The 22,730-nt window shown below is 57.7% G+C and carries 20 protein-coding genes; 10 read left to right on the top strand and 10 right to left on the bottom strand.

Annotated features, from left to right (window positions below):
• Window positions 1-242 precede the first annotated feature (242 nt).
• From narQ to OJ965_RS07590, 6 genes are all read left to right on the top strand, one after another.
• Window positions 243-1,931, top strand: a complete 1,689-nt coding sequence (gene narQ, locus OJ965_RS07615; protein WP_265138659.1) for a nitrate/nitrite two-component system sensor histidine kinase NarQ — start codon at window positions 243-245, stop codon at window positions 1,929-1,931.
• Window positions 1,932-1,999: 68 nt separating this feature from the next.
• Window positions 2,000-2,629 (top strand): response regulator, encoded by a 630-nt coding sequence (locus OJ965_RS07610; protein WP_058957420.1) that lies wholly within the window; start codon window positions 2,000-2,002, stop codon window positions 2,627-2,629.
• A 167-nt stretch (window positions 2,630-2,796) separates the two neighbouring features.
• Window positions 2,797-5,913, top strand: coding sequence for a multidrug efflux RND transporter permease AcrD (acrD, locus tag OJ965_RS07605; RefSeq protein WP_265138657.1), 3,117 nt, complete (start codon window positions 2,797-2,799; stop codon window positions 5,911-5,913).
• A 579-nt stretch (window positions 5,914-6,492) separates the two neighbouring features.
• Window positions 6,493-6,861, top strand: a complete 369-nt coding sequence (locus tag OJ965_RS07600; protein ID WP_009088808.1) for an ArsC family reductase — start codon at window positions 6,493-6,495, stop codon at window positions 6,859-6,861.
• Window position 6,862: 1 nt separating this feature from the next.
• Window positions 6,863-7,990, top strand: coding sequence for a succinyl-diaminopimelate desuccinylase (dapE, locus tag OJ965_RS07595; protein WP_265138655.1), 1,128 nt, complete (start codon window positions 6,863-6,865; stop codon window positions 7,988-7,990).
• Window positions 7,991-8,012: 22 nt separating this feature from the next.
• Window positions 8,013-8,201, top strand: coding sequence for a YpfN family protein (locus tag OJ965_RS07590; RefSeq protein WP_009088805.1), 189 nt, complete (start codon window positions 8,013-8,015; stop codon window positions 8,199-8,201).
• Between the two features lie 30 nt (window positions 8,202-8,231).
• On the opposite strand, the gene ypfH is transcribed toward OJ965_RS07590, so the two are convergent.
• The 6 genes from ypfH to dapA all read right to left on the bottom strand — a co-directional run bounded on the left by ypfH (window position 8,232) and on the right by dapA (window position 14,745).
• Window positions 8,232-8,912: an esterase gene (ypfH, locus tag OJ965_RS07585; protein WP_009088803.1), complete on the bottom strand. Its 681-nt coding sequence runs from the start codon at window positions 8,910-8,912 to the stop codon at window positions 8,232-8,234.
• A 73-nt stretch (window positions 8,913-8,985) separates the two neighbouring features.
• Complete coding sequence (locus OJ965_RS07580) at window positions 8,986-10,968, bottom strand: tRNA(Met) cytidine acetyltransferase TmcA (RefSeq protein ID WP_265139262.1); 1,983 nt, start codon at window positions 10,966-10,968, stop codon at window positions 8,986-8,988.
• Window positions 10,968-11,831 (bottom strand): KPN_02809 family neutral zinc metallopeptidase, encoded by an 864-nt coding sequence (gene ypfJ, locus OJ965_RS07575; RefSeq protein WP_009088799.1) that lies wholly within the window; start codon window positions 11,829-11,831, stop codon window positions 10,968-10,970. The genes OJ965_RS07580 and ypfJ overlap by 1 nt, the downstream gene beginning before the upstream one ends.
• A 130-nt stretch (window positions 11,832-11,961) precedes the next feature.
• Entirely contained in the window at window positions 11,962-12,675 is a 714-nt protein-coding gene (purC, locus tag OJ965_RS07570; RefSeq protein ID WP_009088797.1) for a phosphoribosylaminoimidazolesuccinocarboxamide synthase, read from the bottom strand.
• Window positions 12,676-12,820: 145 nt separating this feature from the next.
• Window positions 12,821-13,852 carry an outer membrane protein assembly factor BamC gene (bamC, locus tag OJ965_RS07565; protein WP_150028937.1) on the bottom strand — a complete coding sequence of 344 codons (1,032 nt, stop codon included), beginning with the start codon at window positions 13,850-13,852 and terminating at the stop codon, window positions 12,821-12,823.
• A 14-nt stretch (window positions 13,853-13,866) separates the two neighbouring features.
• Window positions 13,867-14,745, bottom strand: coding sequence for a 4-hydroxy-tetrahydrodipicolinate synthase (dapA, locus tag OJ965_RS07560; protein WP_009088794.1), 879 nt, complete (start codon window positions 14,743-14,745; stop codon window positions 13,867-13,869).
• 143 nt (window positions 14,746-14,888) lie between these two features.
• Between dapA and OJ965_RS07555 the strand changes: the two genes are divergently transcribed.
• Both OJ965_RS07555 and bcp read left to right on the top strand, forming a co-directional pair.
• A complete protein-coding gene (locus OJ965_RS07555; protein ID WP_009088792.1) occupies window positions 14,889-15,470 on the top strand; it encodes a glycine cleavage system transcriptional repressor in 582 nt (193 codons plus the stop codon).
• Window positions 15,471-15,626: 156 nt separating this feature from the next.
• On the top strand, window positions 15,627-16,094 hold the full coding sequence (bcp, locus tag OJ965_RS07550; protein ID WP_009088790.1) for a thioredoxin-dependent thiol peroxidase: 468 nt from the start codon (window positions 15,627-15,629) through the stop codon (window positions 16,092-16,094).
• A gap of 74 nt (window positions 16,095-16,168) precedes the next feature.
• Here the strand turns inward: bcp and OJ965_RS07545 are convergent, their stop codons facing one another.
• The 3 genes from OJ965_RS07545 to OJ965_RS07535 form a co-directional block, all read right to left on the bottom strand.
• Entirely contained in the window at window positions 16,169-17,734 is a 1,566-nt protein-coding gene (locus OJ965_RS07545) for a sensor domain-containing diguanylate cyclase (RefSeq protein ID WP_009088788.1), read from the bottom strand.
• 381 nt (window positions 17,735-18,115) lie between these two features.
• Window positions 18,116-18,724, bottom strand: a complete 609-nt coding sequence (locus tag OJ965_RS07540) for a DsrE family protein (RefSeq protein WP_009088786.1) — start codon at window positions 18,722-18,724, stop codon at window positions 18,116-18,118.
• A 31-nt stretch (window positions 18,725-18,755) separates the two neighbouring features.
• Window positions 18,756-19,361 (bottom strand): DsrE family protein, encoded by a 606-nt coding sequence (locus OJ965_RS07535; RefSeq protein ID WP_154927550.1) that lies wholly within the window; start codon window positions 19,359-19,361, stop codon window positions 18,756-18,758.
• A 756-nt stretch (window positions 19,362-20,117) separates the two neighbouring features.
• Here OJ965_RS07535 and bepA point away from each other — a divergent pair.
• Both bepA and arsC read left to right on the top strand, forming a co-directional pair.
• Window positions 20,118-21,581: a beta-barrel assembly-enhancing protease gene (gene bepA / locus OJ965_RS07530; protein WP_154927549.1), complete on the top strand. Its 1,464-nt coding sequence runs from the start codon at window positions 20,118-20,120 to the stop codon at window positions 21,579-21,581.
• A 29-nt stretch (window positions 21,582-21,610) separates the two neighbouring features.
• Complete coding sequence (arsC, locus tag OJ965_RS07525) at window positions 21,611-21,952, top strand: arsenate reductase (glutaredoxin) (RefSeq protein WP_140923068.1); 342 nt, start codon at window positions 21,611-21,613, stop codon at window positions 21,950-21,952.
• Here the strand turns inward: arsC and hda are convergent.
• Entirely contained in the window at window positions 21,949-22,650 is a 702-nt protein-coding gene (gene hda / locus OJ965_RS07520; protein WP_219854829.1) for a DnaA inactivator Hda, read from the bottom strand. The two genes, arsC and hda, sit on opposite strands and share 4 nt — an antisense overlap.
• Window positions 22,651-22,730 lie beyond the last annotated feature (80 nt).

Raw genomic sequence — 22,730 nt, 5'->3', positions numbered from 1 at the left:
TAATCTGTAATCGGGGGTAAGTCAGTGACTGGAAGAATTATTAGCGCTGCAATGAAAAGCAACATCGGGGCGGTGTAAAGCTGTTTGTTTTTTGACCACAGAACCGTCGTCGATCCTGGGAACTGTCAGTTGCGGTCATTTTTTGTTCGGTCCGACACGACGGGTGCGATAAACCGCAGCAGGATCATTTGCGTCAGGGGATTGCTCTTTTATAATCCCGCACTCACCACAGGGCCATTCATGTGATTGTTAAACGTTCCGTAACTCAAAGCATCGCGCAGGCGCTCAGTGCAATTGTCCTGCTGTCGCTGCTCACAACAGGTCTGGCCCTGGTCACGCTGCTCAGCAGTCAGCGCGACGCAGAGGCGATCAATCTGGCCGGTTCACTGCGTATGCAGAGTTACCGCATGGCCTGGGATGCCAGCCGTCAGCCGCAGAATCTGCCGCAGCATCTGGCGCTCTATCAGCAGACGCTGGACTCTCCGGTATTGCAGAAGCTGGATCGCCCCTGGGTTCCGCGTGAAGTCAGTACTCGCTATCAACGTCTGCGCGCCGCCTGGCCCGACCTGCAACAGCAGCTGCTGCAGGGCGATACCGTCACCTGGCAGCATCAGATCCCGGTTTACGTCGCCGAGATCGACCGCTTTGTGCTGGGCTTACAGCGTTACACCGAACTGAAAATGCATCTGGTGGCGGGCAGCAGCCTGGTCGGGGTGATTGCGATTGTGGCACTGGCGCTGATGACGATTCGCTTTACCCGTCTGCAGGTGGTACGGCCCCTCAATGCGCTGGTCACCGCCAGTCGCTACGTTGAGAGCGGCAATTTTGCTTTTCCGCCGCTGCAGGTCGAACAGCAGAATGAGCTGCGGGTACTGTCACACGCCTTTAGCGGCATGGCGGCACGCCTGCACTCGCACTATAAGCTGCTGGAAAGTACGGTGCGTGAAAAGACCGAAGATTTAACCCAGGCGAACCGCACCCTGTCTCTGCTCTATGACAGCTCACAGATGCTGACGGCCAGCCCGCTGCATCCGGCCCTATTTGAAGCCGTCTTAAGCCGCGTGCTGACGCGTGAAAAACTGACGGCTATCCGGCTCGACAGCGATCAGTTTCAGTTCTGCGCCGGTGATGAAGAGGCCGGGGGTCAGTGGCAGCGGCTGCCGGTCCGGCAGGCCGACCAGCCAATGGGCGAGCTGCGCTGGCAGACAGCCAGTGCCTCTCCCCCGGATGAGCTGATGCGCAGCCTCGCGGCGATGCTCGGACGCGCTATCTGGATCTGGCAGGCGCAGCAGCAGTATCAGCAGATGCTGCTGATCGAAGAGCGCACCACCATCGCCCGTGAACTGCATGATTCGCTGGCGCAATCGCTCTCCTTTTTACGCATTCAGCTGACCCTGCTGCGCCGCACCGTCGATAAAGAGGATAGCGCAGCGCACACTATCATTGCCGACTTCGATCGGGCGCTGGCTGATGCCTACCGGCAGCTGCGTGAACTGCTGACCACCTTCCGCCTGACCATTGAGCAGGCAGATCTGGTCGCGGCGATGCAGGCGATGATCGCCTCGCTGCAGGAGAAGAGTGGCGCAGAGATACAGTTTCACTATCAGACCGGGCTGCTGAGTCTGGAAGCGCAGCAGCAGGTGCATGTATTGCAGATCGCCCGAGAGGCGCTGCTGAACGCGATACGTCACGCCAGCGCAGAGGTCATCCGGGTGGAGTATCAGCACAGTGAAAAAGGTGAGCACTTACTAACGATTACGGACGACGGTGTGGGCATGAACAGCACCGACGAACCCCCCGGCCACTATGGCCTGACCATTATGGCGGAACGCGCTCAGCGCCTGGGCGGCAACCTGACCATCCACGCGCAACCGCGGGGCACCCGGGTCGAACTGCGCTTTCCGCCGCAGCCTGCCCGTCCGCTGGAGTAACGGGCCGCCGCCTGGTTTACTCGCCAGAACAGACTGTCGGTTTCACTGAACCGATAAACGGAGAGACTATGCAACAACCCGCATTAACCCTGATGATTGTGGATGACCACCCGCTGATGCGTCGCGGTATTCGTCAGCTGCTGGCGCTGGAGCCGCAACTGACGGTGGTCGCCGAAGCGAATAACGGCACAGAGGCGCTGGCCGAGGCGCGCCGTCAGGAGCCCGACATCATTCTGCTCGACCTGAATATGAAAGGCATGTCCGGGCTGGACACGCTGAAGGCGCTGCGCCATGAAGGGATCAGCGCCCGCATTCTGGTGCTGACCGTTTCTGATGCCCGCAGTGACATTTTTGCGATGGTGGATGCCGGTGCCGATGGCTATCTGCTCAAGGACAGCGAACCGGAGATCCTGCTGGCGCATATTCTGCAGGCATCGCGTGGCGAAAAGGTTTTCAGCGAAGGCGTCGCCAGCTATCTGACCAATCGTCAGCACAGCGCCGATCCGCTGCGTCAGCTCACCGATCGCGAGCGGGATGTGCTGCAGGAGGTTGCGCGCGGCCTGTCGAATAAGGAGATTGCCGCTATTCTGCACATCTCGGAAGAGACGGTAAAAGTGCATATCCGCAATCTGCTGCGCAAGCTGGATGTGCGTTCGCGCGTCGCCGCCACGGTGATGTGGCTGGAAAGCCGCAAATAGCCAACGAATTTACACTTTCTCCTCAATTTCTCCACGATTTCCCCCGCTGCCGCACGTAGAGTGAATGGCGGCGGCGAATCGTGGCAAAGCACATCCGATTTGTCTGTCAGTGCGCCCGTAGCGGGCAGGCCTGGTCGATTTTAACTGTCGTGAGGAGTGTCGGTTTAATGTCGAATTTCTTTATCGACCGCCCCATCTTTGCCTGGGTGCTGGCGATTCTGCTGTGCCTGTGCGGCACGCTGTCGATCAGGTCACTGCCCATTGAGCAGTACCCCGACCTGGCCCCGCCCAATGTCCGCATTACCGCTAACTATCCGGGCGCATCGGCCCAGACGCTGGAAAATACGGTCACCCAGGTGATCGAGCAGAACATGACCGGCATCGATAACCTGATGTACATGTCCTCCAACAGCAGCAACACCGGCCAGGCGCAAATCACCCTCACCTTTACCGCCGGAACCGATCCTGATGAAGCGCGTCAGCAGGTGCAGAACCAGTTGCAGTCTGCGCTGCGCAAATTGCCACAGGCGGTGCAGTCACAGGGCGTCACGGTGAACAAAACCGGTGACAGTAACATTCTGATGGTGGCTTTCGTCTCCACCGACGGCAGCATGGATAAGCAGGATATTGCAGACTATGTCGCCAGCAACATTCAGGACCCCCTGAGCCGCATTGATGGCGTCGGCCAGGTGGACGCCTACGGCTCGCAATATGCCATGCGCATCTGGCTCGATCCCAACAAGCTGATCGCCTATGCCCTGACCACCGGGGATGTGGTCAGCGCTATTCAGTCGCAGAACACACAGGTTGCTGTGGGTCAGGTCGGAGGCCTGCCCTCGGTGGAGAAGCAGGCGCTGAACGCTACGGTCAATGCGCAGTCGATGCTGCAGACCCCGGAGCAGTTCCGGGCTATCACCCTGAAGAACAATCCTGACGGTTCCGTGGTGACGCTGGGCGATGTCGCCAGCGTGGCGCTGGGGGCGGAGAAATATGATTATCTGAGCCGCTACAATGGTCAGCCCGCCTCGGGGCTGGGGGTAAAGCTCGCCTCCGGCGCCAACGAGATGAACACCGATAAGCTGGTGCGGGCGCGCATTGAGGAGCTGTCGCACTACTTCCCGCACGGGCTGGAAGCAAAAGTGGCCTATGAAACCTCGCCGTTCGTCAAAGCGTCAATTACCGATGTGGTGAAGACGCTGCTGGAGGCGATCGTGCTGGTGTTTGGCGTGATGTACCTGTTCATGCAGAATTTTCGCGCCACCCTCATTCCGACTATTGCGGTGCCGGTGGTGCTGTTTGGCACCTTCAGCGTGCTCTACGCCTGCGGATTCAGCATCAACACCCTGACCATGTTTGCCATGGTGCTGGCGATCGGGTTACTGGTGGATGATGCCATCGTGGTGGTGGAAAACGTGGAACGTATCATGCGCGAAGAGGGACTCTCGCCGCGGGCCGCCACCCGGAAATCGATGGGCCAGATTCAGGGCGCGCTGGTCGGTATCGCGCTGGTGCTGTCAGCCGTGTTTGTGCCGATGGCATTTTTTGGCGGAACCGTCGGCGCGATTTACCGTCAGTTCTCCATCACCATCGTGTCGGCGATGGTGCTGTCGGTGCTGGTGGCGATGATCCTGACGCCGGCACTCTGCGCCACGCTGCTCAGGCCGGTGGCACAGGGCGAACAGCATGCGGCGCGCGGCTTTTTTGGCTGGTTCAATCGTCACTTCAACCGCAATGCTGACCGCTATGAGCGCGGGGTCGCGGCGATTCTGCGCCGCGGCGGTCGCTGGCTGCTGCTCTATCTCGGCCTTATCGGCCTGATGGCCTTTCTGTTTCTGCGCCTGCCCACCTCGTTTCTGCCGCTGGAAGATCGCGGTGTATTCCTGACGCAGGTGCAGCTGCCGGCGGGCTCGACGCTGGAGCAGACCGCTCGCGTGGTCGCCAGGGTGGAGCACTACTATCTGACTCAGGAGAAAGCGAACGTACTGTCGGTCTTCTCCACCATTGGCGCAGGCCCGGGCGGCAACGGACAGAACGTCGCGCGTCTGTTTGTGCGACTGAAAAACTGGGAGGAGCGGCCCGGTGACGATCGCACCTCCTTTGCGATTATCGAGCGCGCGACCAAAGCTTTTCAGCAGATCAAAGAGGGCCGGGTGATAGCCAGCAGTCCCCCCGCGATTACCGGTATGGGCAGCAGTTCCGGCTTTGACCTGCAGCTGCAGGATCACGGTGGCATCGGTCATACCCAGCTGATGGCGATGCGCGACAGGCTGCTGGAGATGGCGGGCAACGATAAGGCGCTGTCGCGGGTGCGGCACAATGGCCTGGATGACAGCCCGCAGTTGCAGATCGATGTGGATGCGCGCAAAGCGCAGGCGCTGGGCGTGTCACTGGATACCATCAACGACACCCTGACCACCGCGTGGGGCTCCAGCTATGTCAACGATTTTCTGGATCGCGGCCGGGTGAAAAAGGTCTATGTGCAGGCCGCCGCTCCGTTCCGCATGCTGCCGGACGACATTGACAAATGGTATGTCCGCAACAGCAGCGGCAAAATGGTGCCCTTCTCCGCCTTTGCCACCAGCCGCTGGGAGACCGGTTCGCCACGCCTTGAGCGTTATAACGGCTACTCATCGCTGGAGATCGTGGGCGAAGCCGCCAGTGGCGTGAGCAGCGGCGCTGCCATGGATGAGATGGAGAAGCTGGTTAACGCCCTGCCGCTGGGTGTCGGCTTCCAGTGGAGTGGCGCCTCTTATCAGGAGCGCCTCTCCGGCTCACAGGCCCCGGCGCTCTATGCCATTTCGCTGCTGGTGGTCTTTCTCTGCCTGGCCGCGCTCTATGAGAGCTGGTCGATTCCTTTCTCGGTGATGCTGGTGGTGCCGCTCGGCGTCGTCGGGGCGCTGATTGCCACCTGGCTGCGCGGGCTGGAAAATGATGTCTATTTTCAGGTGGGCCTGCTGACAGTGATCGGCCTGTCGGCGAAAAACGCCATCCTGATTGTCGAGTTTGCCAGTGAGATGAACAGTAAAGGGCGTGAGCTGGTGGAGTCTACGCTCGAGGCGTCGCGTCAGCGCCTGCGGCCCATCATCATGACGTCACTGGCCTTTATCTTTGGCGTGCTGCCTATGGCGATCAGCAGCGGAGCAGGCTCCGGCAGCCAGCATGCCGTGGGAACCGGCGTGATGGGCGGCATGATCTCCGCGACGCTGCTGGCGATCTATTTCGTGCCGCTGTTCTTTGTGCTGGTACGCCGTCGCTTCCCGCTGAAAGAGAAGCCGCATGACTGAATGCGGAGCCAATAAAAAGCGGCCCCCTGAGATCAGCGGCCGCCTTATTTCTGTGTGTGGTAAGAATGTCAGCAAGCGGGAATGTCCTGCTTTAATCTCCACGTGTTACTTGTTGCGTAACATCGCTTCGATGAATTCTTTCCAGGTTCCCATTTCAGTGTCAATCATAATGCCCTCTCTTATTGTGCTGGCAATATTACGCGTTTTTTTTCGCCAGGTGAATACGTTTACACCTGTTATCACTATCGGCAGCAGCGATGAAAACATGAATATTGCGGATTTTGTAAGCTGACGCACATTTCAGCAACCTCCTAACTACGCAGGAAATATTTCGCGATTAACCCAGCGGTAGACGATTTTTTCAACATGGCGAAATTCTTAATCGCGAAATGATGAGCAGGGTAATGATTGCCCGCTGAATTGATAGCGTTTACCCGGGGGGAAATGATCCTCTGCCTGAGACTCGCTTTACGCACGATCAGCCGTCAGGGCAGATGCCGCAACGGATCACACTATGCTAAACTCGCGCTTTGGCTGCTTTTTCAGCTTAACGCGCTTCATAACAATAAGGATCAGGCGATGTGCACGCAGTGGGTGATGTTCGGGATAAAAAATTGCGACACCATAAAAAAAGCCCGGCGCTTTTTAACAGATGCAGGCGTTGATTATCACTTTCACGATTACCGGGCCGATGGCCTGAGCGATGCACTGCTGCAGGAATTTATCGATGCGCTGGGCTACGAAGCCCTGCTCAATACCCGCGGCACTACCTGGCGTAAACTGCCCGAGGCTGACCGCGACGCGGTGACCGATGCCCGCAGCGCCAAAGCGCTGATGCTGGCGCATCCCGCCATGATTAAGCGTCCGCTGTTGCGCGCCCCGGATGGCAGCCTGCTCGCCGGTTTCAGCGAAGCCACCTATCAGAATGCTATTCAGGAGAAGCCATAATATGTTTTGCCCGGTCATTGAGCTGACGCAGCAGCTTATTCGTTGTCCCTCTCTCAGCCCCGATGATGCCGGATGTCAGGCTTTGCTGATCGCCCGTCTTGAAGCCATTGGCTTTCAGATTGAGACGATGAACATCGACGATACCCTGAACTTCTGGGCCACCCGTGGCGAAGGGGAAACGCTGGCGTTTGCCGGTCACACCGATGTGGTACCGCCGGGCGATGCCAGCCGCTGGATTAACCCGCCGTTTGAACCCACCATCCGCGACGGCATGCTGTTTGGTCGCGGTGCGGCCGACATGAAAGGATCGCTGGCGGCCATGGTCGTCGCGGCCGAGCGTTTTGTGGCAGCCCGTCCCCATCACAGAGGGCGACTCGCCTTTCTGATCACCTCTGACGAAGAGGCCAGCGGTGCCAACGGCACGGTGAAAGTGGTGGAACGGCTGATGGCGCGCCGGGAACGCCTCGACTACTGCCTGGTCGGTGAGCCTTCCAGCACCGAAGTGGTGGGTGACGTGGTAAAAAATGGCCGACGCGGCTCGATCACCGCCAACCTGATGGTACATGGCGTGCAGGGTCACGTTGCCTATCCGCATCTGGCTGACAACCCGGTTCACCGCGCGATGCCTGCCCTGAATGAGCTGGTGGCGACGGAGTGGGATCAGGGTAATGAGTTCTTCCCGGCCACCAGTATGCAGATTGCCAACGTCCAGGCGGGCACCGGCAGCAACAATGTGATCCCCGGCGAGCTGTTTGTGCAGTTCAACTTCCGCTTCAGCACCGAACTCACCGATGAGATGATCCGCCAGCGGGTCGCAGAACTGCTGGATCGTCACCAGCTGCGTTACACCATTGAGTGGAAACTTTCAGGTCAGCCCTTCCTGACCTCACGCGGAAAGCTGGTTGATGCCGTCGTGAAAGCGGTAGCGCACTATAATGAAATTAAGCCGCAGCTGCTGACGACGGGCGGCACCTCCGATGGCCGGTTTATCGCCCGGATGGGAGCGCAGGTGGTGGAACTGGGGCCGGTGAATGCCACCATTCATAAAATCAATGAGTGTGTGAAAGCTTCCGACCTGCAGATGCTAAGCCGGATGTACCAACGCATCATGGAACAACTGATCGCCTGATGGCGATGTTAAGGAGCAGCAAATGGAATTTATCAAAGATTACTGGTGGATCCTGGTGATCCTGCTGATGGTTGGCGTGCTGATGAATGTCTATAAAGATCTGAAACGGATCGACCATAAAAAATTCATGGATAACAAACCTGACCTGCCGCCCCACCGTGACTTTAACGATAAGTGGGATGACGAAGACGACTGGCCGAAGAAGAAGTAACGAAAATGCCCCTGCTCTGCAGGGGCATTTTTACATCATCGCAATGACATCATCGTCACCGGGCTTTGCCCCGCTTAACGCTTCATCGAAGTAGCGTTTTGGCACCGTGTAGCGCAGATGATTCAGCGCCAGCGTCATGCTGCGGTCATCAATAGCGTGCGCCAGATCGTCGACGATATCGAGCGTGACGTCGCCCCCGCTGGCGGTGAGTCGCTGCTCCGCCTGCTGCGCATGAAACACCGGAATCTGCTCATCATAATCACCGTGGATCAGGTGAACCGTGGTACGGGTGCTGGCTTTCTCTGGCAGGGTAATAAACCGGCCGTTGAACACCACCGCGCGGCCGGCCAGATCGGAATGGGCTTTCACCCCTTCCAGCACCATACTGCCGCCTTGGGAAAAACCGATTAACGCCGTTGCTTCCGGGCGCACACCGCTTTTTTTCTGCCAGTGACGCACAGATTCCACAAACTGTGGCATCGCCGCGTTAACCCGCTGCTGTAGCGTCATATCGTGCAGTTCAGCCTCGCTGAACCACTGACGGCCCGCAGCCGGCGAGCCAACAGAAACCACCAGCGCCTCAGGAAATGTCCGGGCAAACCAGCTGCCAATCTCACCCATAGAATCCGGGTTATCGCCTACGCCATGGTAGAGCAGAAACAGCTGAGCCGTGGTGGCAGGCTGTTGAACGATTACATATTTCAGTGTCATAGTGACCTCCGTTATTCACTCTACGCCAGCTGGCAAAGAATGATATGAGGATTATTTGAACCCGCTGGTCGAATTATTTCAACGACGGGTGCAGCGCATCCTGCCGAATGCCCAGACTTTCCAGGGCGGCTGCCGCCTGCTGACGCAGTACCGAAATCAGCGCCTTGCGTCCGCTTATGCCCGCCTGGTGTGCCAGCCCGCTTAACGCATCCGGTGTGCTTACCGCTGCAGCCAGCAGTGAGTCTGGGGCCGCACTGGCCGCCACCAGACGCTGCAACACCGGCAGGCTCGCTTCCAGTGGGCGCTGCGCCCAGGCAAAACCCGCGGCCAGCGGGATGTCCTGCACACGCCATCCATCATCACACCTCGCCTCAAACTGCAGATCCAGCGCGATGTGCTGGCGCAACAGCGGCCAGTCACGCGCCAGCTGGTCTGCCGCGCGACGCTGCAATGCCTCGCCGGCTGGAGAACAGGGCAGGATGGCCATCGCCGCATAACAGCCGCTGCTGGCCTCACGCTGACTGCCAATCCGTACCAGCGTAAAACCACAGGCGCGCCAGAATGACCAGAGAGATTCAGTGTAGCCGAAGCTGACCGAGAGGTAGTCGCGATCGGCGGCGGCGCGGGCGGCGGCGGCCACGAGCTGCTGCCCCATTCCCCGACGGCGGCTCTCCGCCGCCACGGCAATCCGGCTGATGCGCAGCGAGCGCAGGGTCGCCGCCTCAGCCAGACCCGCGTGTGCGGCCAGTGACTGCGCCACCAGATTGCCGCGCGGTCGCCGGGTACCTGCCCAGACCGCCTGCGCCAGGGCGGGCTCCAGCCCGCCCTCCTCCACCAGCCAGAGCGCCCCCTGCAGACCCGGCGGCTCCCCTGCCCGCCACAGCTGCATACCCGGAGCATCCAGCAGGCGGCGCAGATCGAGCGGCGAGGTGCGGTAATGCGCGCTGGTCAGCAGACGATAGGCGGCCTCCAGCATAGGGAAATCGTGACGCGGGACCGGGTGTGGCGTCACGGCAGAAGAAGGCGTGATGGCAGCAGCATCCTCAAACAGCAGCGCCGCATTCAGCCACTGCTCCAGCGGATCGTGACGCGACCAGCGCAGCGGCTCATCCAGCGTGAAGTAGCGTGCCTGCGGCAGCCCGGCACAGAATTTAAGGATAAACCCGCGCCCGCTCCCCTCGTAGCCCTGCACGGTGGTAGTCAGCAGGACGCGGGGATAGCGGCTGACCAGCGCCTGCAGCAGCGGAGCCGGGATGGCCGCCGCTTCATCCACGATCAGCCACGACGCCGCTGGTAGGGGATCAGACGCCAGCAGAGCATCCGGGGCCATAAAATGGAAAGCCTCAGCAGCAAAGGCCGCCAGCACTTCCGTGGAGGCTCTGGCCGGGGCGGTCACCAGACACTGCCCGTTCTGCCGGGCCAGCATGCCCGCCAGCGCCGATTTGCCCCGTCCGCGGGCGGCCGTCAGGACCGCGACGCCGGAAGGCATCGTCGCCAGTTGATCGAGTATCGCCTGCTGCTGTTGTGGCGCCTGACAGTACCAGAGCGGCCAGTCCGGTGGGGGCGGAAAACGGTCAGGCTGATGCTGACGCGCCAGCAGCACCTGCTTATCGCCGATGATCAGCTGTTGCAGATGGCGAACAAAACCGGGCGTCGCGATCGGTTCCGCAACATCTGCCCAGCGCAGGCTATCGGCGTCAGGCTGCTGCGACCACTGCCCCCAGGGCGGCACCAGCAGTAACAGCCAGCTACCGGCGCTGAGCGTCCCCGCCAGCGCAGCGAAAGCCTCGGCATGAAAGCCCTGTCGGGCGTCAAAAATGGCGTGATGAAACTCACGGCCAAGCAGCGTTCGCAGCGCTCCCGGCGGTTTATGCGGTTCGGGAGCGTCAGAGGGACCTGTAAACAGCGGTTCAGGGCCCACCTGGAGCCAGTCGCCCGGGAGCATTTCACGCCACTCTGCGGCCCGCATCACACACCAGGCCAGGTCGCCGCTGATCACCGCCAGACGACGGACACCGGCCTGCTGCATTAGCTGCGTCTGCTGTGGCAGAGACATCAGTTGCTGGCGAAGGTGTTGCACTGTCCCGGATCGCCACCATCAAATCCGCGCTTGAACCAGGTGTAGCGCTGCTCAGAGGTACCGTGGGTAAAGCTGTCCGGCACCACGCGCCCTTGACCTTTCTGCTGCAGGCGATCATCACCAATCGCCTCGGCAGCATTCAGCGCCTCCTGTAGATCGCCCGCTTCCAGGATGTTTTCCTTCTGCATGTAGTGTCCCCAGACACCGGCAAAACAGTCCGCCTGCAGTTCCATTTTGACGGAGAGCTGATTGACCTGTGTCTGGCTGGCGCCCTGCTGCATTTCACGCACTTTTGGCTCAATGCCCAGCAGCTTCTGCACGTGGTGACCCACTTCATGAGCGACCACATACCCCTGAGCAAAGTCTCCGCCCGCGCCCAGTTTCGTCTTCATCTCGTCGTAGAAGGAGAGGTCAATGTAGACGGTCTGGTCAGCAGGACAGTAAAACGGTCCCATCACTGACTGGCCGGTGCCACAGCCGGTCCGGGTTGCGCCGCGATACATCACCAGCTTCGGGGCCACATACTGCTTGTTCATCTGCTGGAACAGTTTGCCCCAGGTATCCTCGGTGGTAGCCAGAATCACCTTCGTGAATTTCGCCGCCTCATCATCATTGGCGCTGACGCTGCGCTGCTGCTGGCTGGTCGGTGCCACGTCGCCGCCGGTCAGCAGTCCGGTGAGGTCGTAACCGTAATAGCCTGCTACCGCCACCACAATCAGCAGCACGATGCCACCTTTGCCACGTGGCAGACGAATCTGGCGTCCGCCGCCGCCAAAACCGGATGACTGATCGCGACGGTCCTCTACATTGTCGCTCTCGCGACGCCCTTGCCAGCGCATGCTCTACTCCCTTTGATAATCTTCAGATGGCATGATTTTAGTTGTGCGACGAAGCAATCACCAGCTTTACGCCAAAATGAAAAAAGGAGAGCCGGGGCTCTCCTTTTTATGTTCTGCACGGTCGTCAGACTCAGTCGAGTTTAACGCCCAGTCGCTGTGCCACCGCCTCATAGGCTTCCACTACACCCCCCAGGCTCTGGCGGAAACGGTCTTTGTCCATTTTATCCAGCGTCTCTTTGTCCCACAGGCGCGCACCGTCCGGGGAAAACTCATCACCCAGCGTCACTTCACCGTTGAACAGACCAAACTCCAGTTTGAAGTCGACCAGAATCAGACCCGCCTCGTCGAACAGCTTGCTCAGCACCTCATTAGCTTTAAAGGTCAGCTCCTGCATCCGCGCCAGGTTCTGTTTACTGACCCAGCCAAAGGTTTCGCAGTAGGATTCGTTGACCATCGGGTCATGCTTTGCATCATCTTTCAGGAAAAGATCAAACAGCGGCGGATTAAGCACCATGCCCTCTTCCACGCCCAGACGTTTTACCAGCGATCCTGCGGCGCGGTTACGCACCACACACTCTACCGGTACCATCTCCAGCTTCTTGACCAGCGCCTCGTTATCGGACAGCAGCGCTTCCATCTGGGTCGGGATACCCGCTTCCTGCAATTTGGTCATGATGAAGTGGTTAAACTTATTGTTAACCATTCCCTTACGATCAAACTGCTCGATTCGGGCGCCATCACCTGCTGACGTATCGTTGCGGAATTCGAGTATCAGCAGATCCGGGTTATCGGTGCTGTATACGGTTTTCGCTTTACCGCGATACAACTCAGCTCGCTTTTGCATCTTGTTCACTCCAGACTTGAAATAACGGGTGTTCAGCGGCCAGCGCCGCTGCGGCGATTGCCTTGACGCAATCGTTTACTTCGCCGCGCGCTATTATGCCAAAAACAAAATAAAAAGGCCGGAGAATCTCCGGCCTGAGGCAACTTTATTTGTTCAGCGCCGCCTGGAACACGGCCACCAGCGCATCGTTCTGCGACTGGGTCAGCACATGCCCTTTCGGGTCGATGAATTGCAGACTGGTGCGGTTGTCGAGATCGCCGACCTGCACTTTGTAATCGCCGTTCGGCAATTCCGGATCTTTCGCGCCCAAGGAATCCCAGTCGCTGCTGCTCAGTGACTTGTAGGTCACCTTCATGCTGCCGGTTGAGCGGGTGGTGTCAGTCACCTCCATGCCAACGCGTTTCATTGCGTCTGGCAGACGCTGCCAGGCCACGTTGTAAGGCGTTCGCAGGATCAGCATAGGCAGACCGGTATCATCGGCACCGCTCTGCACATCGATCGCGCCGTTCACCCGGCCGGATGCCGCGTTTTCACTGGCGGTATCGATCTTGTCCATGCCGGTGCTGATGTCATTCAGCATCTGCGCGGTGTAACGCTGAATCTGGGCAGGTGAAGTGATGGTTTTCCCATCCTGCTGCAGCTCCAGCAGACGCACGGTCAGCAGCTGCTGATAGCTCTGCGACTGTACGCTGATCTGGTAGCGACCGCGGTACTGCTGATCTTCATCCGCACGGTTCCACTGAACCCAGTCGGTCGTCAGCTGCTGACCGGCATCATTGCGGGAGGCGATCGGGAATTTGTAGGACTGCACCACATTGACGACCTGCGACCAGACCGAGCCACGGCTGTTATCAATGATCAGCGCGCCGGTGTTATTACTGAACTGCGCGCGGGTGCCGTTCATCAGTGCCAGCGGCTGTGCTGGCGGACGGATGTCCAGCTGCTTGCCGGTAGGGCCCTGACTGGCGGTGCGGGGCACATCATAGTCGCCACGCTGCACCGGCAGGATCATCCCGGCAGGCGCTTTCAGCTCATGCAGTTCACTGGCCTGAAGATAGGATTCATCGCCGCTGACCTGGCGCTTATAACGCTGATCGGTTGAACAGGCCGACAACAGCATCAGGGTAGAAAGCCCCACCACTGTGGCAATTGTTGACCGCTTTACTGAGTAATTCATTCAAACTCCCTAAATTATCGCAAACCCGCTTTCACCAGCGCCTGTTCCACTTTCGGCTGGCTGGCTGCTGTCAGTGGCGTCATTGGCAGACGCAGCGTGTCGTTAGCGATTAATCCCAGCTGCTTCGCTGCCCATTTCACCGGGATAGGATTGGGTTCACAGAAAAGCGTCTGGTGCAGGTGCATCAGACGCTGATTCAGGCGGCGTGCCTCGACGAAATTGCCCTGCTGTGCGAGCTGGCAGACTTCCGCCATTTCGCGCGCAGCCACGTTCGCGGTCACCGAGATGACGCCTTTGCCGCCCAGTTGCATAAAGTCCAGTGCCGTCGCGTCATCGCCACTCACCAGAATGAAATCTTCATTAACCAGCTCTTGGATCTGACTAACCCGCGATAAGTTCCCGGTTGCCTCTTTGATTCCGATAATATTTTTGATTTCGGCCAGGCGGGCAACGGTTTCCGGCAGCATGTCACAACCGGTACGTGAGGGAACGTTATAGAGCATCTGTGGCAGGCTGGTGCTGTCAGCAATCGCTTTAAAGTGCTGGAACAGCCCTTCCTGCGTCGGGCGGTTATAGTAAGGGGTGACGGTCAGGCAACCCACCACGCCGGAATGTTCAAAACGCTTCGTCAGGGAGATGCCTTCAGCGGTGGCATTAGCCCCGGTTCCGGCAATCACCGGAATACGGCCATCGGCCAGTTCCAGGGTCAGCATCACCACATCGCCATGCTCTTCATGACTCAGGGTGGCAGACTCGCCTGTGGTGCCGACGGAAACGATCGCCGCGGTGCCGCTGGCGACGTGATAATCAATCAGTTTTTTCAGACTCGACCGGCAGACATTACCGCTGTCATCCATTGGCGTAACGAGTGCAACAATACTTCCCGTAAACATTGGCGATCCCCTCGACAAACAAGTGCTTCATGGTACGTTTTACGCTTAGGGAAAAGCAAGCAAGCCACGCCATTCCCGCGCTTGTCAGCAGTTTTTTTTATGTTTACCTTATGGTTATTAGCGAAAGCAGAGGAAAAGCCATTTTGTCGCAATCTCAGCCCCATCATCTGGTGATCACCGCCCTCGGTGTTGACCGCCCGGGTATCGTCAACACCATTACCCGACACGTCAGCAGCTGTGGTTGCAATATTGAAGACAGCCGTCTTGCCATGCTCGGGGATGAGTTCACGTTTATCATGCTGCTGTCCGGCAGCTGGAATGCGATCACGCTGATTGAATCGACGCTGCCGCTGAAAGGGGCAGAGCTGGAGCTGCTGATCGTCATGAAGCGTACCAACGCGCGGTTACGCCCGCCGATGCCGGATACCGCCTTTATCCAGGTTGAGGTCGCCGATTCACCGCACATCATCGAGCGCTTTACCGATCTCATTGATAAGCATCAGATGAACGTGGCCGAACTGGTGTCGCGCATCACCCCCGCGCAACAGAGTTTGCCGCCGACACTCTATATTCAGATGACGGCACACAGTCCGACACGCACCAGCGGCACCACCTTTGAGCAGGCGTTCAATGCGCTGTGTCAGGAGCTGAATGCCCAGGGCACGCTGCGCCTCTACAGTGTGTCAGACGCCGACAGCAGCGAATCTGTCAGCGCGGTGCGCTAAGCTTTGAAAATAAACCGGAGTTATTTCTCCACATTACTGCCACTGAAACGTGACCGGCTATGTGGTGAAATACCCCCTGATGGTAACGTTCCCTCTGGTTGTTTTTCGCTGGATGGTGTATTACCCACAGCCTGAATAAAAAAATGGAGAGATGTGATGAATCCACTGAAAGCCGGTGACACCGCACCCGCATTTAGCCTGCCCGATCAGGACGGCGAACAAGTGAATCTGACCGACTTCCAGGGACAGCGCGTTCTGGTCTACTTCTACCCGAAAGCGATGACGCCAGGCTGCACCGTGCAGGCGTGCGGTCTGCGTGACAACATGGATGAGTTGAAAAAAGCGGGTGTGGAAGTGCTGGGTATCAGCACCGACAAACCGGAAAAACTGTCACGTTTTGCGGAAAAAGAGCTGCTGAACTTTACCCTGCTCTCAGATGAAAACCATGAAGTCTGCCAGGCGTTTGGCGTCTGGGGTGAAAAAACGTTTATGGGTAAAACCTATGACGGCATTCATCGCATCAGCTTCCTGGTAGATGCAGAGGGCAAGGTTGAGAAAGTGTTTGATAACTTCAAGACCTCGAATCACCACGACATGGTGCTGGATTACGTTAAGTCCGCCTGATCTTAAGGGCGCGGTAGCCTGGGTGCCGCGCCCTTCTTCATTCTCTTTTCCCGCCCTCCCCGCTTCCCGAACCGTTAAGATCGGACGACGATAACGCAGTTGCGCCCGGCATTCTTTGCTTCATAAAGCGCGGCATCCGCCTGTTTCAGGCTCACTTCCAGCCCGGCATCCTGCGTTCCTTTCCAGGCCGCGACGCCGATAGAGAGGGTAATCCGCCCCACATCCCTGAGCCAGGCTTCTGCAATGCCCTGCCGCACCCGCTCTGCGATGACCTGCGCTTCATCCAGCGACGTTCCTGGCAGCAGCATCAGAAACTCCTCTCCGCCGTTGCGGCACACCACATCCGAATGACGGGCGCTGGCACGCAGCGTGCTGGCCACCTGCTGAATCACCCGATCACCGACGTCATGGCCCCAGCTGTCGTTAACGTTTTTGAAATGGTCGATATCCAGCGCCAGCACCGCGAAAGGCTGGCGCAGCGTGCGGTAATACTCCAGGACCGCGTTCAGCCCGCGGCGATTCAGCAGCTGGGTGAGCGGATCGGTCTGCGCTTCTGAGCTGAGACGGCCGATTTTATCCTGCACCAGGCCGATACCGGTGAGCAGCGCGCGCTTCACCTGTGCGGCCTCAAAATACCAGGCGCTGATACCGCCAATCTCCTTAGAGACGCCCTGCGCATCCATCCGGCTGGCTTTGCGCGCCAGCTGAAACAGCGGGCGGGCGATCAGTCGCGCCAGCACCACAGCCACCAGCAGGGTCAGCAGCGCAAACGGCACCGAGTTTTTCAGCACTTTCATTAACAGCCCGGAAAGCGGGTCGAGCGTGGCATTGATGGGCTTCAGGGCCACCACCGTCCAGCCGGTGGTCGGAACGACGGCATAGCCTGCCAGCTGCGTGGATTCTCCCGCACCGGTCATCATCAGCGAGCCGTTGGTCTCCTCACCGTTGGGACTGACGATGGCAGGCAGGGTTTTGCCCACCAGCTGACGATTCTGGTGATACAGCACCTCATTATTACTGTCGAGCACATAGACCGTGGTGCCATCACGATAGAACTGTTCACCCAGCAGCGCATTCAGAATACTTTTCTTTTTCAGATAGATGGTGCCGCCGACGTAGCCCAGATAGTCGCCCTGTTCGCTCCAGATCGGCCACGAGACAAACACCAGCAGATTGTTGGCCGGTGACAGCGTCGGTTTGCTGATTGCCGGCTGCCGCAGCGTCAGCGCTTCGCGCGAGGCGTCACTGGTGAGATGCATGCCTTTCAGGGTCAGGGACTCAGGCGAGATCGCTTTGACCACGCCCTGCCCGTCCACCACCACCACCGAGTTAAAACTGGTAGTCTGCTCACGCAGGCGGTTGACCTCACTGCTCAGCAACGCATCATTATTGAAGTCACGGCTGAGCTGATTGGCGCTGAAGTGCAGCTGTGACTGCGCCAGCTGGAAGAAGATTTCACTGGTAGAGGCGAGCTTGGCGGCATAGGCGCGGTTAGCTTCAAGCGTGGAATCGATCAGCACCTGACGCTGCACCCGCCAGGTGGCGTAAAGTGTGTTGGCGAGCGTAATGACAATACTGACAATGACCAGCAGGGCGATCAGATTGCGCAAATCGGCTTTAGGCCGAAACAGCTTTAGCATGGCGTTGCCGCCCCGAAGAAGGAAGTCATGTCATGAATGCCTGATTATTTTTTTAATGAAAGCCAGCTGATAATCCGGGCTTAAGTCTACACCCTGCTGGCCTTTTTGAGCAGCATTAAGACAAATTTCAGCCGACTAAATACAAATTATCCTGGCACTGATTTAATGATGAGGGCTTCTCTGCTGACAGAGAAAAAGCACGATAGATAGGGGTCCCGAATCCCGGTAAACATGACGTTTTACCGTGGGAGGCGCGGCAATTAAGGCCAGCCTGAAGCGACAGGTCGCATCCGGTGAGAAGAAAGGAGTAAGGCCGGTCCGCCTTACAGGAAAAGCAAAGCACAGCAGATGACAGCGGCAATAACGCCGCTGTCAGGAGGATCAGAGCATCAGGAAGGCGTAACCGCTGTTTTCCAGGGTGGCAACTGTTGTGCCGCTGGAGATCGTGTGGGTGACCATCGGGTCGATCCAGTCACGCTCCAGCTGATGAAACGCCACTGACTGGTCACAGATAGTGACCTGCACACCCGCTTTTTTCAGTTCGCTGATTAATTTCAGGTTCGGGTTATCGACACCGTAGGCTTTGCTGAACTGCGCATTATTCAGGGCAGATGAAACCGCATCGCCATTAATGGATACCACAAATTTCAGCTGGTCGAGCGGAACACCCGCCGCATAATAGAGGTTGGTTACACGCGCGACGCGCTCCAGACCGAGATTCGGCTTACGAATATCCCCTTCACTGCGGTTGATCTGAAAGACGATTTTATTACTCAGGCCTGTCGTTGTGCCGGGTTTAAAGGCTGGCGTATCGACATAATGTATTTTGCCATACCCCTCAATTGCCGGTGTACTCCAGAAGTCGGCAGGCTCGGTTTTATTCTCCGCCAGTTTATCGCTGGCCTTACCAAATAAAGCGGGCAGCTGTAAAACATTGCCGCCAATAAATCCCGCGACGGCTGCCACCACCACTAAAGCTGCTGGACGCATCAGATATTCTCCCGATTAAATAAAACGTTAATTACATTGCCAGCCACGCATACCCCTGGTTTTGCAGCGTTGAGACCGTGGTTGGACTGGAAAGCGCATGCACAACGGATTTATCAATCCAGTTGTTAGGATAGTGGTGGAAGGCCACCGACTGATCGCACACGGAGACTTTGACGCCCGCCTGATTCAGCTCGTTAATCAGCTTCAGGTTGGGATTGTCGATGCCATAAAACTGTTTGAAATGGGCGTTATCCAGCATGGCGGGGGTCGCGTCACCGGTAACCGAAACCACAAACTTCAGCTGATCGGCCGAAACGCCAGAGGCGATATAAAGATTCACTACCCGCGCGACGCGCTCCAGTCCCAGATTGGGTGCGGTCATCGCGCCATCGCTGCGGGTGATCTGGAAAACGATTTTATTGCTCAGACCCGGCACCGGTTTAAAAGCGGCATCAGGCTCATAATGAATTTTCCCGTAGCCTTCAATCGCCGGTGTACTCCAGAATCCGGCAGGTTCCTGAGGCTCTGAGGCAAAATGGCGTGTGACTTTGTCATAAATAGTGCCACTCTGTGTAACAGCCGCACCCACTACGCCACCGATAATGGCGATTAACGCGTACGAAATAGCTGAACGCATAACACTTCTCTCCGGCAAATAATCTCTGGCCGATTCAGGACTGAATCAGGTCGGCTATCTATATCACAGCGCGGACGTGATTCTCTCCTGAAGGAAAGGCGGGCAGGCACGCTGCTGATGACAGCAGAAATGATTCACCGCCTGAATTAATCGAAAAATTTCATTAGCGACCAAAAACCGTCTTCTTATTACTGGCCCGCGATAAGGGCCGCCTTATTTATGGCGACAGGGGAAAGATTTAAAAAATAACAGCCAGCGTTAAATAGAAAAAAACAGATATGGCCGGAATAACGATTGAATTTATCAATGTAAAAAAAGGATTAAACCCATGCGTTTCGCTGTTTTTTTCAGATTTGGCCTGGAAAAAATCATGCCATATTCAGTTTTTTTGAGTGAATTTACATAACTTTAAAAAGTAATGCGGATTAACGTCAGAAGACCGACAGAAGATTCTGCTTTATTCATGCCGGACTCAATCAGCAGGGTAAATAAGCCGTTGTATAATTGCGCGGCGGCGCGGGCAATCCCCTGCCCCGGCTTATCCGTTTAACTGCGGTTTAGGTTTCAGGAATGTTCAAATTTTTTCGTTATATTCGCTGATCTTGCACAAACCGCGCCGCCGGCTGGTCCCGAAAACAGCATTTCTTTCTTTTCGGGCACTGGTTAAGATAGGCGCAAACCGTCGTTATCTGCGGAAAAGGGAACCTACCCGCTGCGCACCTGTCTCTTTTCAGAGCCTCTCTACAGGATTAAGGCATGTTGAACCGGTTAAAAAAAACGCTGATCGCCGCGCTTCTGCCGACGCTCATTCTGTCCACGCTGTCACCGGCTTACGCTGATGTCAGTGATTCTCTTCCCGATATTGGCACCACGGCCGGTTCGACGCTGTCGATTAATCAGGAGCTGCAGATGGGCGACTTCTATGTCCGCCAGCTTCGCGCCAGCGCACCGCTGATCAACGATCCGCTTCTTAATCAGTACATCAATCAGCTCGGCCAGCGCCTGGTTGCGCACGCTGACTCGGTGAAAACGCCGTTCCACTTCTTTTTGATACAGAACGATGAGCTGAACGCCTTTGCCTTTTTTGGCGGCAATGTGGTGCTGCACTCCGCGCTGTTCCGCTTTACCGAGAATGAAAGCCAGCTGGCGTCGGTAATGGCGCATGAGATTTCTCACGTTACCCAGCGCCATCTGGCGCGCGCGATGGAAGATCAGAAGCGCAATGCGCCGTTGACCTGGGTCGGTGCGCTGGGCTCTATTCTGCTGGCGATGGCGAGTCCGCAGGCGGGCATGGCCGCACTGACCGGTACGCTGGCGGGCACCCAGCAGGGGATCATCAGCTTTACCCAGGGCAATGAGCAGGAGGCAGATCGCATCGGGATTCAGGTGCTGCAGCGCGCCGGATTCGATCCGCAGGCGATGCCGAACTTTTTGCAGAAGCTGGCCGATCAGAGCCGCTTCTCGTCAAAGCCACCGGAAATTCTGCTGACGCACCCCCTGCCCGACAGCCGTCTGGCGGATGCCCGAAACCGCGCCAACCAGATGCGGCCAGTGGTCGTGCAGTCGACGGAGGATTTTTATCTGGCGAAGGTCCGGGCGCTGGGCATGTACTCCACCGGGCGCAATCAGCTCACTGACGAACTGCTGAGCCAGTATGCCAGCGGCAATTCGCGTGAGCAGCAGGCCTCACAATATGGCAAAGCGATACAGTTTTTGCAGGCGAAGAGTTTTGCCGACGCGAAGCGGATTATGACCCCGCTGCTGGCGAAGCAGCCCGGTAATGTCTGGTTCCTCGACATCATGTCCGATATCGATATCGGTCTGAACCAGCCGCAGCAGGCGATTGCCCTGCTCACCGCGGCTACCGGGGCGAAAAACAGCCCGGTGGTGCAGCTCAACCTGGCGAATGCCTATGTAGAAGCGAAACAGTATGCCAGCGCCAGCCGCATTCTGAATCGCTACACCTGGGCAAACAAGGATGACCCCAACGGCTGGGATTTACTGGCGCAGGCTTCTGCTCAGCAGGGGCTGAATGATGAGGAGCTCTCGGCGCGGGCCGAGAGTCTGGCACTGAATGGTCAGCTCGATCAGGCGATTAGCGCACTGAGCAGCGCCAGCGCCCAGGTGCCGCTCGGCAGTCTGAAACAGGCGCGCTACGATGCCCGTATCGATCAGCTGCGTCAGTTGCAGCAGCGTTTCAAACAATATCAGAAAGGCTGAGCATAACAGCCGGAAAAGGAGAGCCTGACATGGTGACGATTTACCACAACCCGCGCTGCAGCAAGAGCCGCGAAACTCTGGCCCTGCTGAACGCCCGCGGCCTTGTACCGGAAGTGGTGCTCTATCTGCAGACGCCGCCTGACCGCGAGACGCTGCAGAGTCTGCTGCAGAAGCTGGGGATGCAGAGCGCACGCCAGCTGATGCGGACGAAAGAAGCGCTCTACAGCGAACTGGCGTTGAGTGATAAAGAGGAAAGTGCGCTGCTGGACGCGCTCGCCGCCCATCCGCAACTGCTTGAAAGGCCGATTGTGATCAAGGGCGATCGGGCGCGAATCGGACGTCCGCCCGAAGCGGTGCTCGACATTCTTTAAAGGCCGAGCGTCTCTTTAACAAAGGGAATGGTAAGTTTGCGCTGGGCGCTGATCGAGGCACGATCCAGCCGATCCAGCGTCTCAAACAGGGTGCGCATTTCACGATCCAGTCGCTTCAGCAGGAAACGTCCCACATCCTCCGGCAGCTCAAAGCCGCGTAAGCCGGCGCGCAGTTGCAGCGCCTGCAGTTTATCTTCATCGGAGAGCGGCTGCAGGCGATAGATTTGCCCCCAGTCCAGGCGCGAGGCGAGATCCGGCAGCTGCAGATTCAGCTGGCGCGGTGGACGATCGCCGGTGATGAACAGCCGCGTGTTGCCGGTTTCCAGAATGCGGTTATAGAGATCGAAGATCGCCATCTCCCACTCCGGCTCGCCGGCAATGCACTCAATATTATCGATGCAGACCAGTGACAGCTGCTCCATCCCCTCCAGCACTTCCGGTACAAACCAGGTGCGTTTGTCCAGCGGCACATACCCCACCGCTTCACTGCGAGCGGACATTTCGGCGCACGCGGCGTGCAGCAGATGACTCCGCCCGCCGCCTTCGCGTGACCAGAAGTAGAGATAGCTGCCATGTTGTTGGCTGAGAGCGCCTTTCAGCGCGGCAATCAGCGACGGGTTCTCCCCCGGCCAGAAGCTGGCGAAGGTTTCATCGTCAGGTAAATAGAGTGGCAATGACAATTGTGCCGGCGTGTTCAGAAGCACCTCAGCAAGAGAACAAGCAAAAAATCGGGGGAAGTCTACCACAGTTTTCAGAAAGAGATGAATGGGGCGTCCCT

The organism is Pantoea anthophila, assembly GCF_026104315.1.
GTDB classification, from domain to species: Bacteria; Pseudomonadota; Gammaproteobacteria; order Enterobacterales; family Enterobacteriaceae; genus Pantoea; species Pantoea anthophila.
This window is presented reverse-complemented; position numbering and strand designations above follow the sequence as displayed.

What these genes read in the sequence shown, in the direction of transcription:
- OJ965_RS07610 (WP_058957420.1), top strand. Translation starts at nt 2,000, where the DNA reads ATGCAACAACCCGCATTAACCCTGATGATTGTGGATGACCACCCGCTG.
- acrD (WP_265138657.1), top strand. Translation starts at nt 2,797, where the DNA reads ATGTCGAATTTCTTTATCGACCGCCCCATCTTTGCCTGGGTGCTGGCG.
- OJ965_RS07600 (WP_009088808.1), top strand. Translation starts at nt 6,493, where the DNA reads ATGTGCACGCAGTGGGTGATGTTCGGGATAAAAAATTGCGACACCATA.
- dapE (WP_265138655.1), top strand. Translation starts at nt 6,863, where the DNA reads ATGTTTTGCCCGGTCATTGAGCTGACGCAGCAGCTTATTCGTTGTCCC.
- OJ965_RS07590 (WP_009088805.1), top strand. Translation starts at nt 8,013, where the DNA reads ATGGAATTTATCAAAGATTACTGGTGGATCCTGGTGATCCTGCTGATG.
- ypfH (WP_009088803.1), bottom strand. Translation starts at nt 8,912, where the DNA reads ATGACACTGAAATATGTAATCGTTCAACAGCCTGCCACCACGGCTCAG.
- OJ965_RS07580 (WP_265139262.1), bottom strand. Translation starts at nt 10,968, where the DNA reads ATGTCTCTGCCACAGCAGACGCAGCTAATGCAGCAGGCCGGTGTCCGT.
- ypfJ (WP_009088799.1), bottom strand. Translation starts at nt 11,831, where the DNA reads ATGCGCTGGCAAGGGCGTCGCGAGAGCGACAATGTAGAGGACCGTCGC.
- purC (WP_009088797.1), bottom strand. Translation starts at nt 12,675, where the DNA reads ATGCAAAAGCGAGCTGAGTTGTATCGCGGTAAAGCGAAAACCGTATAC.
- bamC (WP_150028937.1), bottom strand. Translation starts at nt 13,852, where the DNA reads ATGAATTACTCAGTAAAGCGGTCAACAATTGCCACAGTGGTGGGGCTT.
- dapA (WP_009088794.1), bottom strand. Translation starts at nt 14,745, where the DNA reads ATGTTTACGGGAAGTATTGTTGCACTCGTTACGCCAATGGATGACAGC.
- bcp (WP_009088790.1), top strand. Translation starts at nt 15,627, where the DNA reads ATGAATCCACTGAAAGCCGGTGACACCGCACCCGCATTTAGCCTGCCC.
- OJ965_RS07545 (WP_009088788.1), bottom strand. Translation starts at nt 17,734, where the DNA reads ATGCTAAAGCTGTTTCGGCCTAAAGCCGATTTGCGCAATCTGATCGCC.
- OJ965_RS07540 (WP_009088786.1), bottom strand. Translation starts at nt 18,724, where the DNA reads ATGCGTCCAGCAGCTTTAGTGGTGGTGGCAGCCGTCGCGGGATTTATT.
- OJ965_RS07535 (WP_154927550.1), bottom strand. Translation starts at nt 19,361, where the DNA reads ATGCGTTCAGCTATTTCGTACGCGTTAATCGCCATTATCGGTGGCGTA.
- bepA (WP_154927549.1), top strand. Translation starts at nt 20,118, where the DNA reads ATGTTGAACCGGTTAAAAAAAACGCTGATCGCCGCGCTTCTGCCGACG.
- arsC (WP_140923068.1), top strand. Translation starts at nt 21,611, where the DNA reads ATGGTGACGATTTACCACAACCCGCGCTGCAGCAAGAGCCGCGAAACT.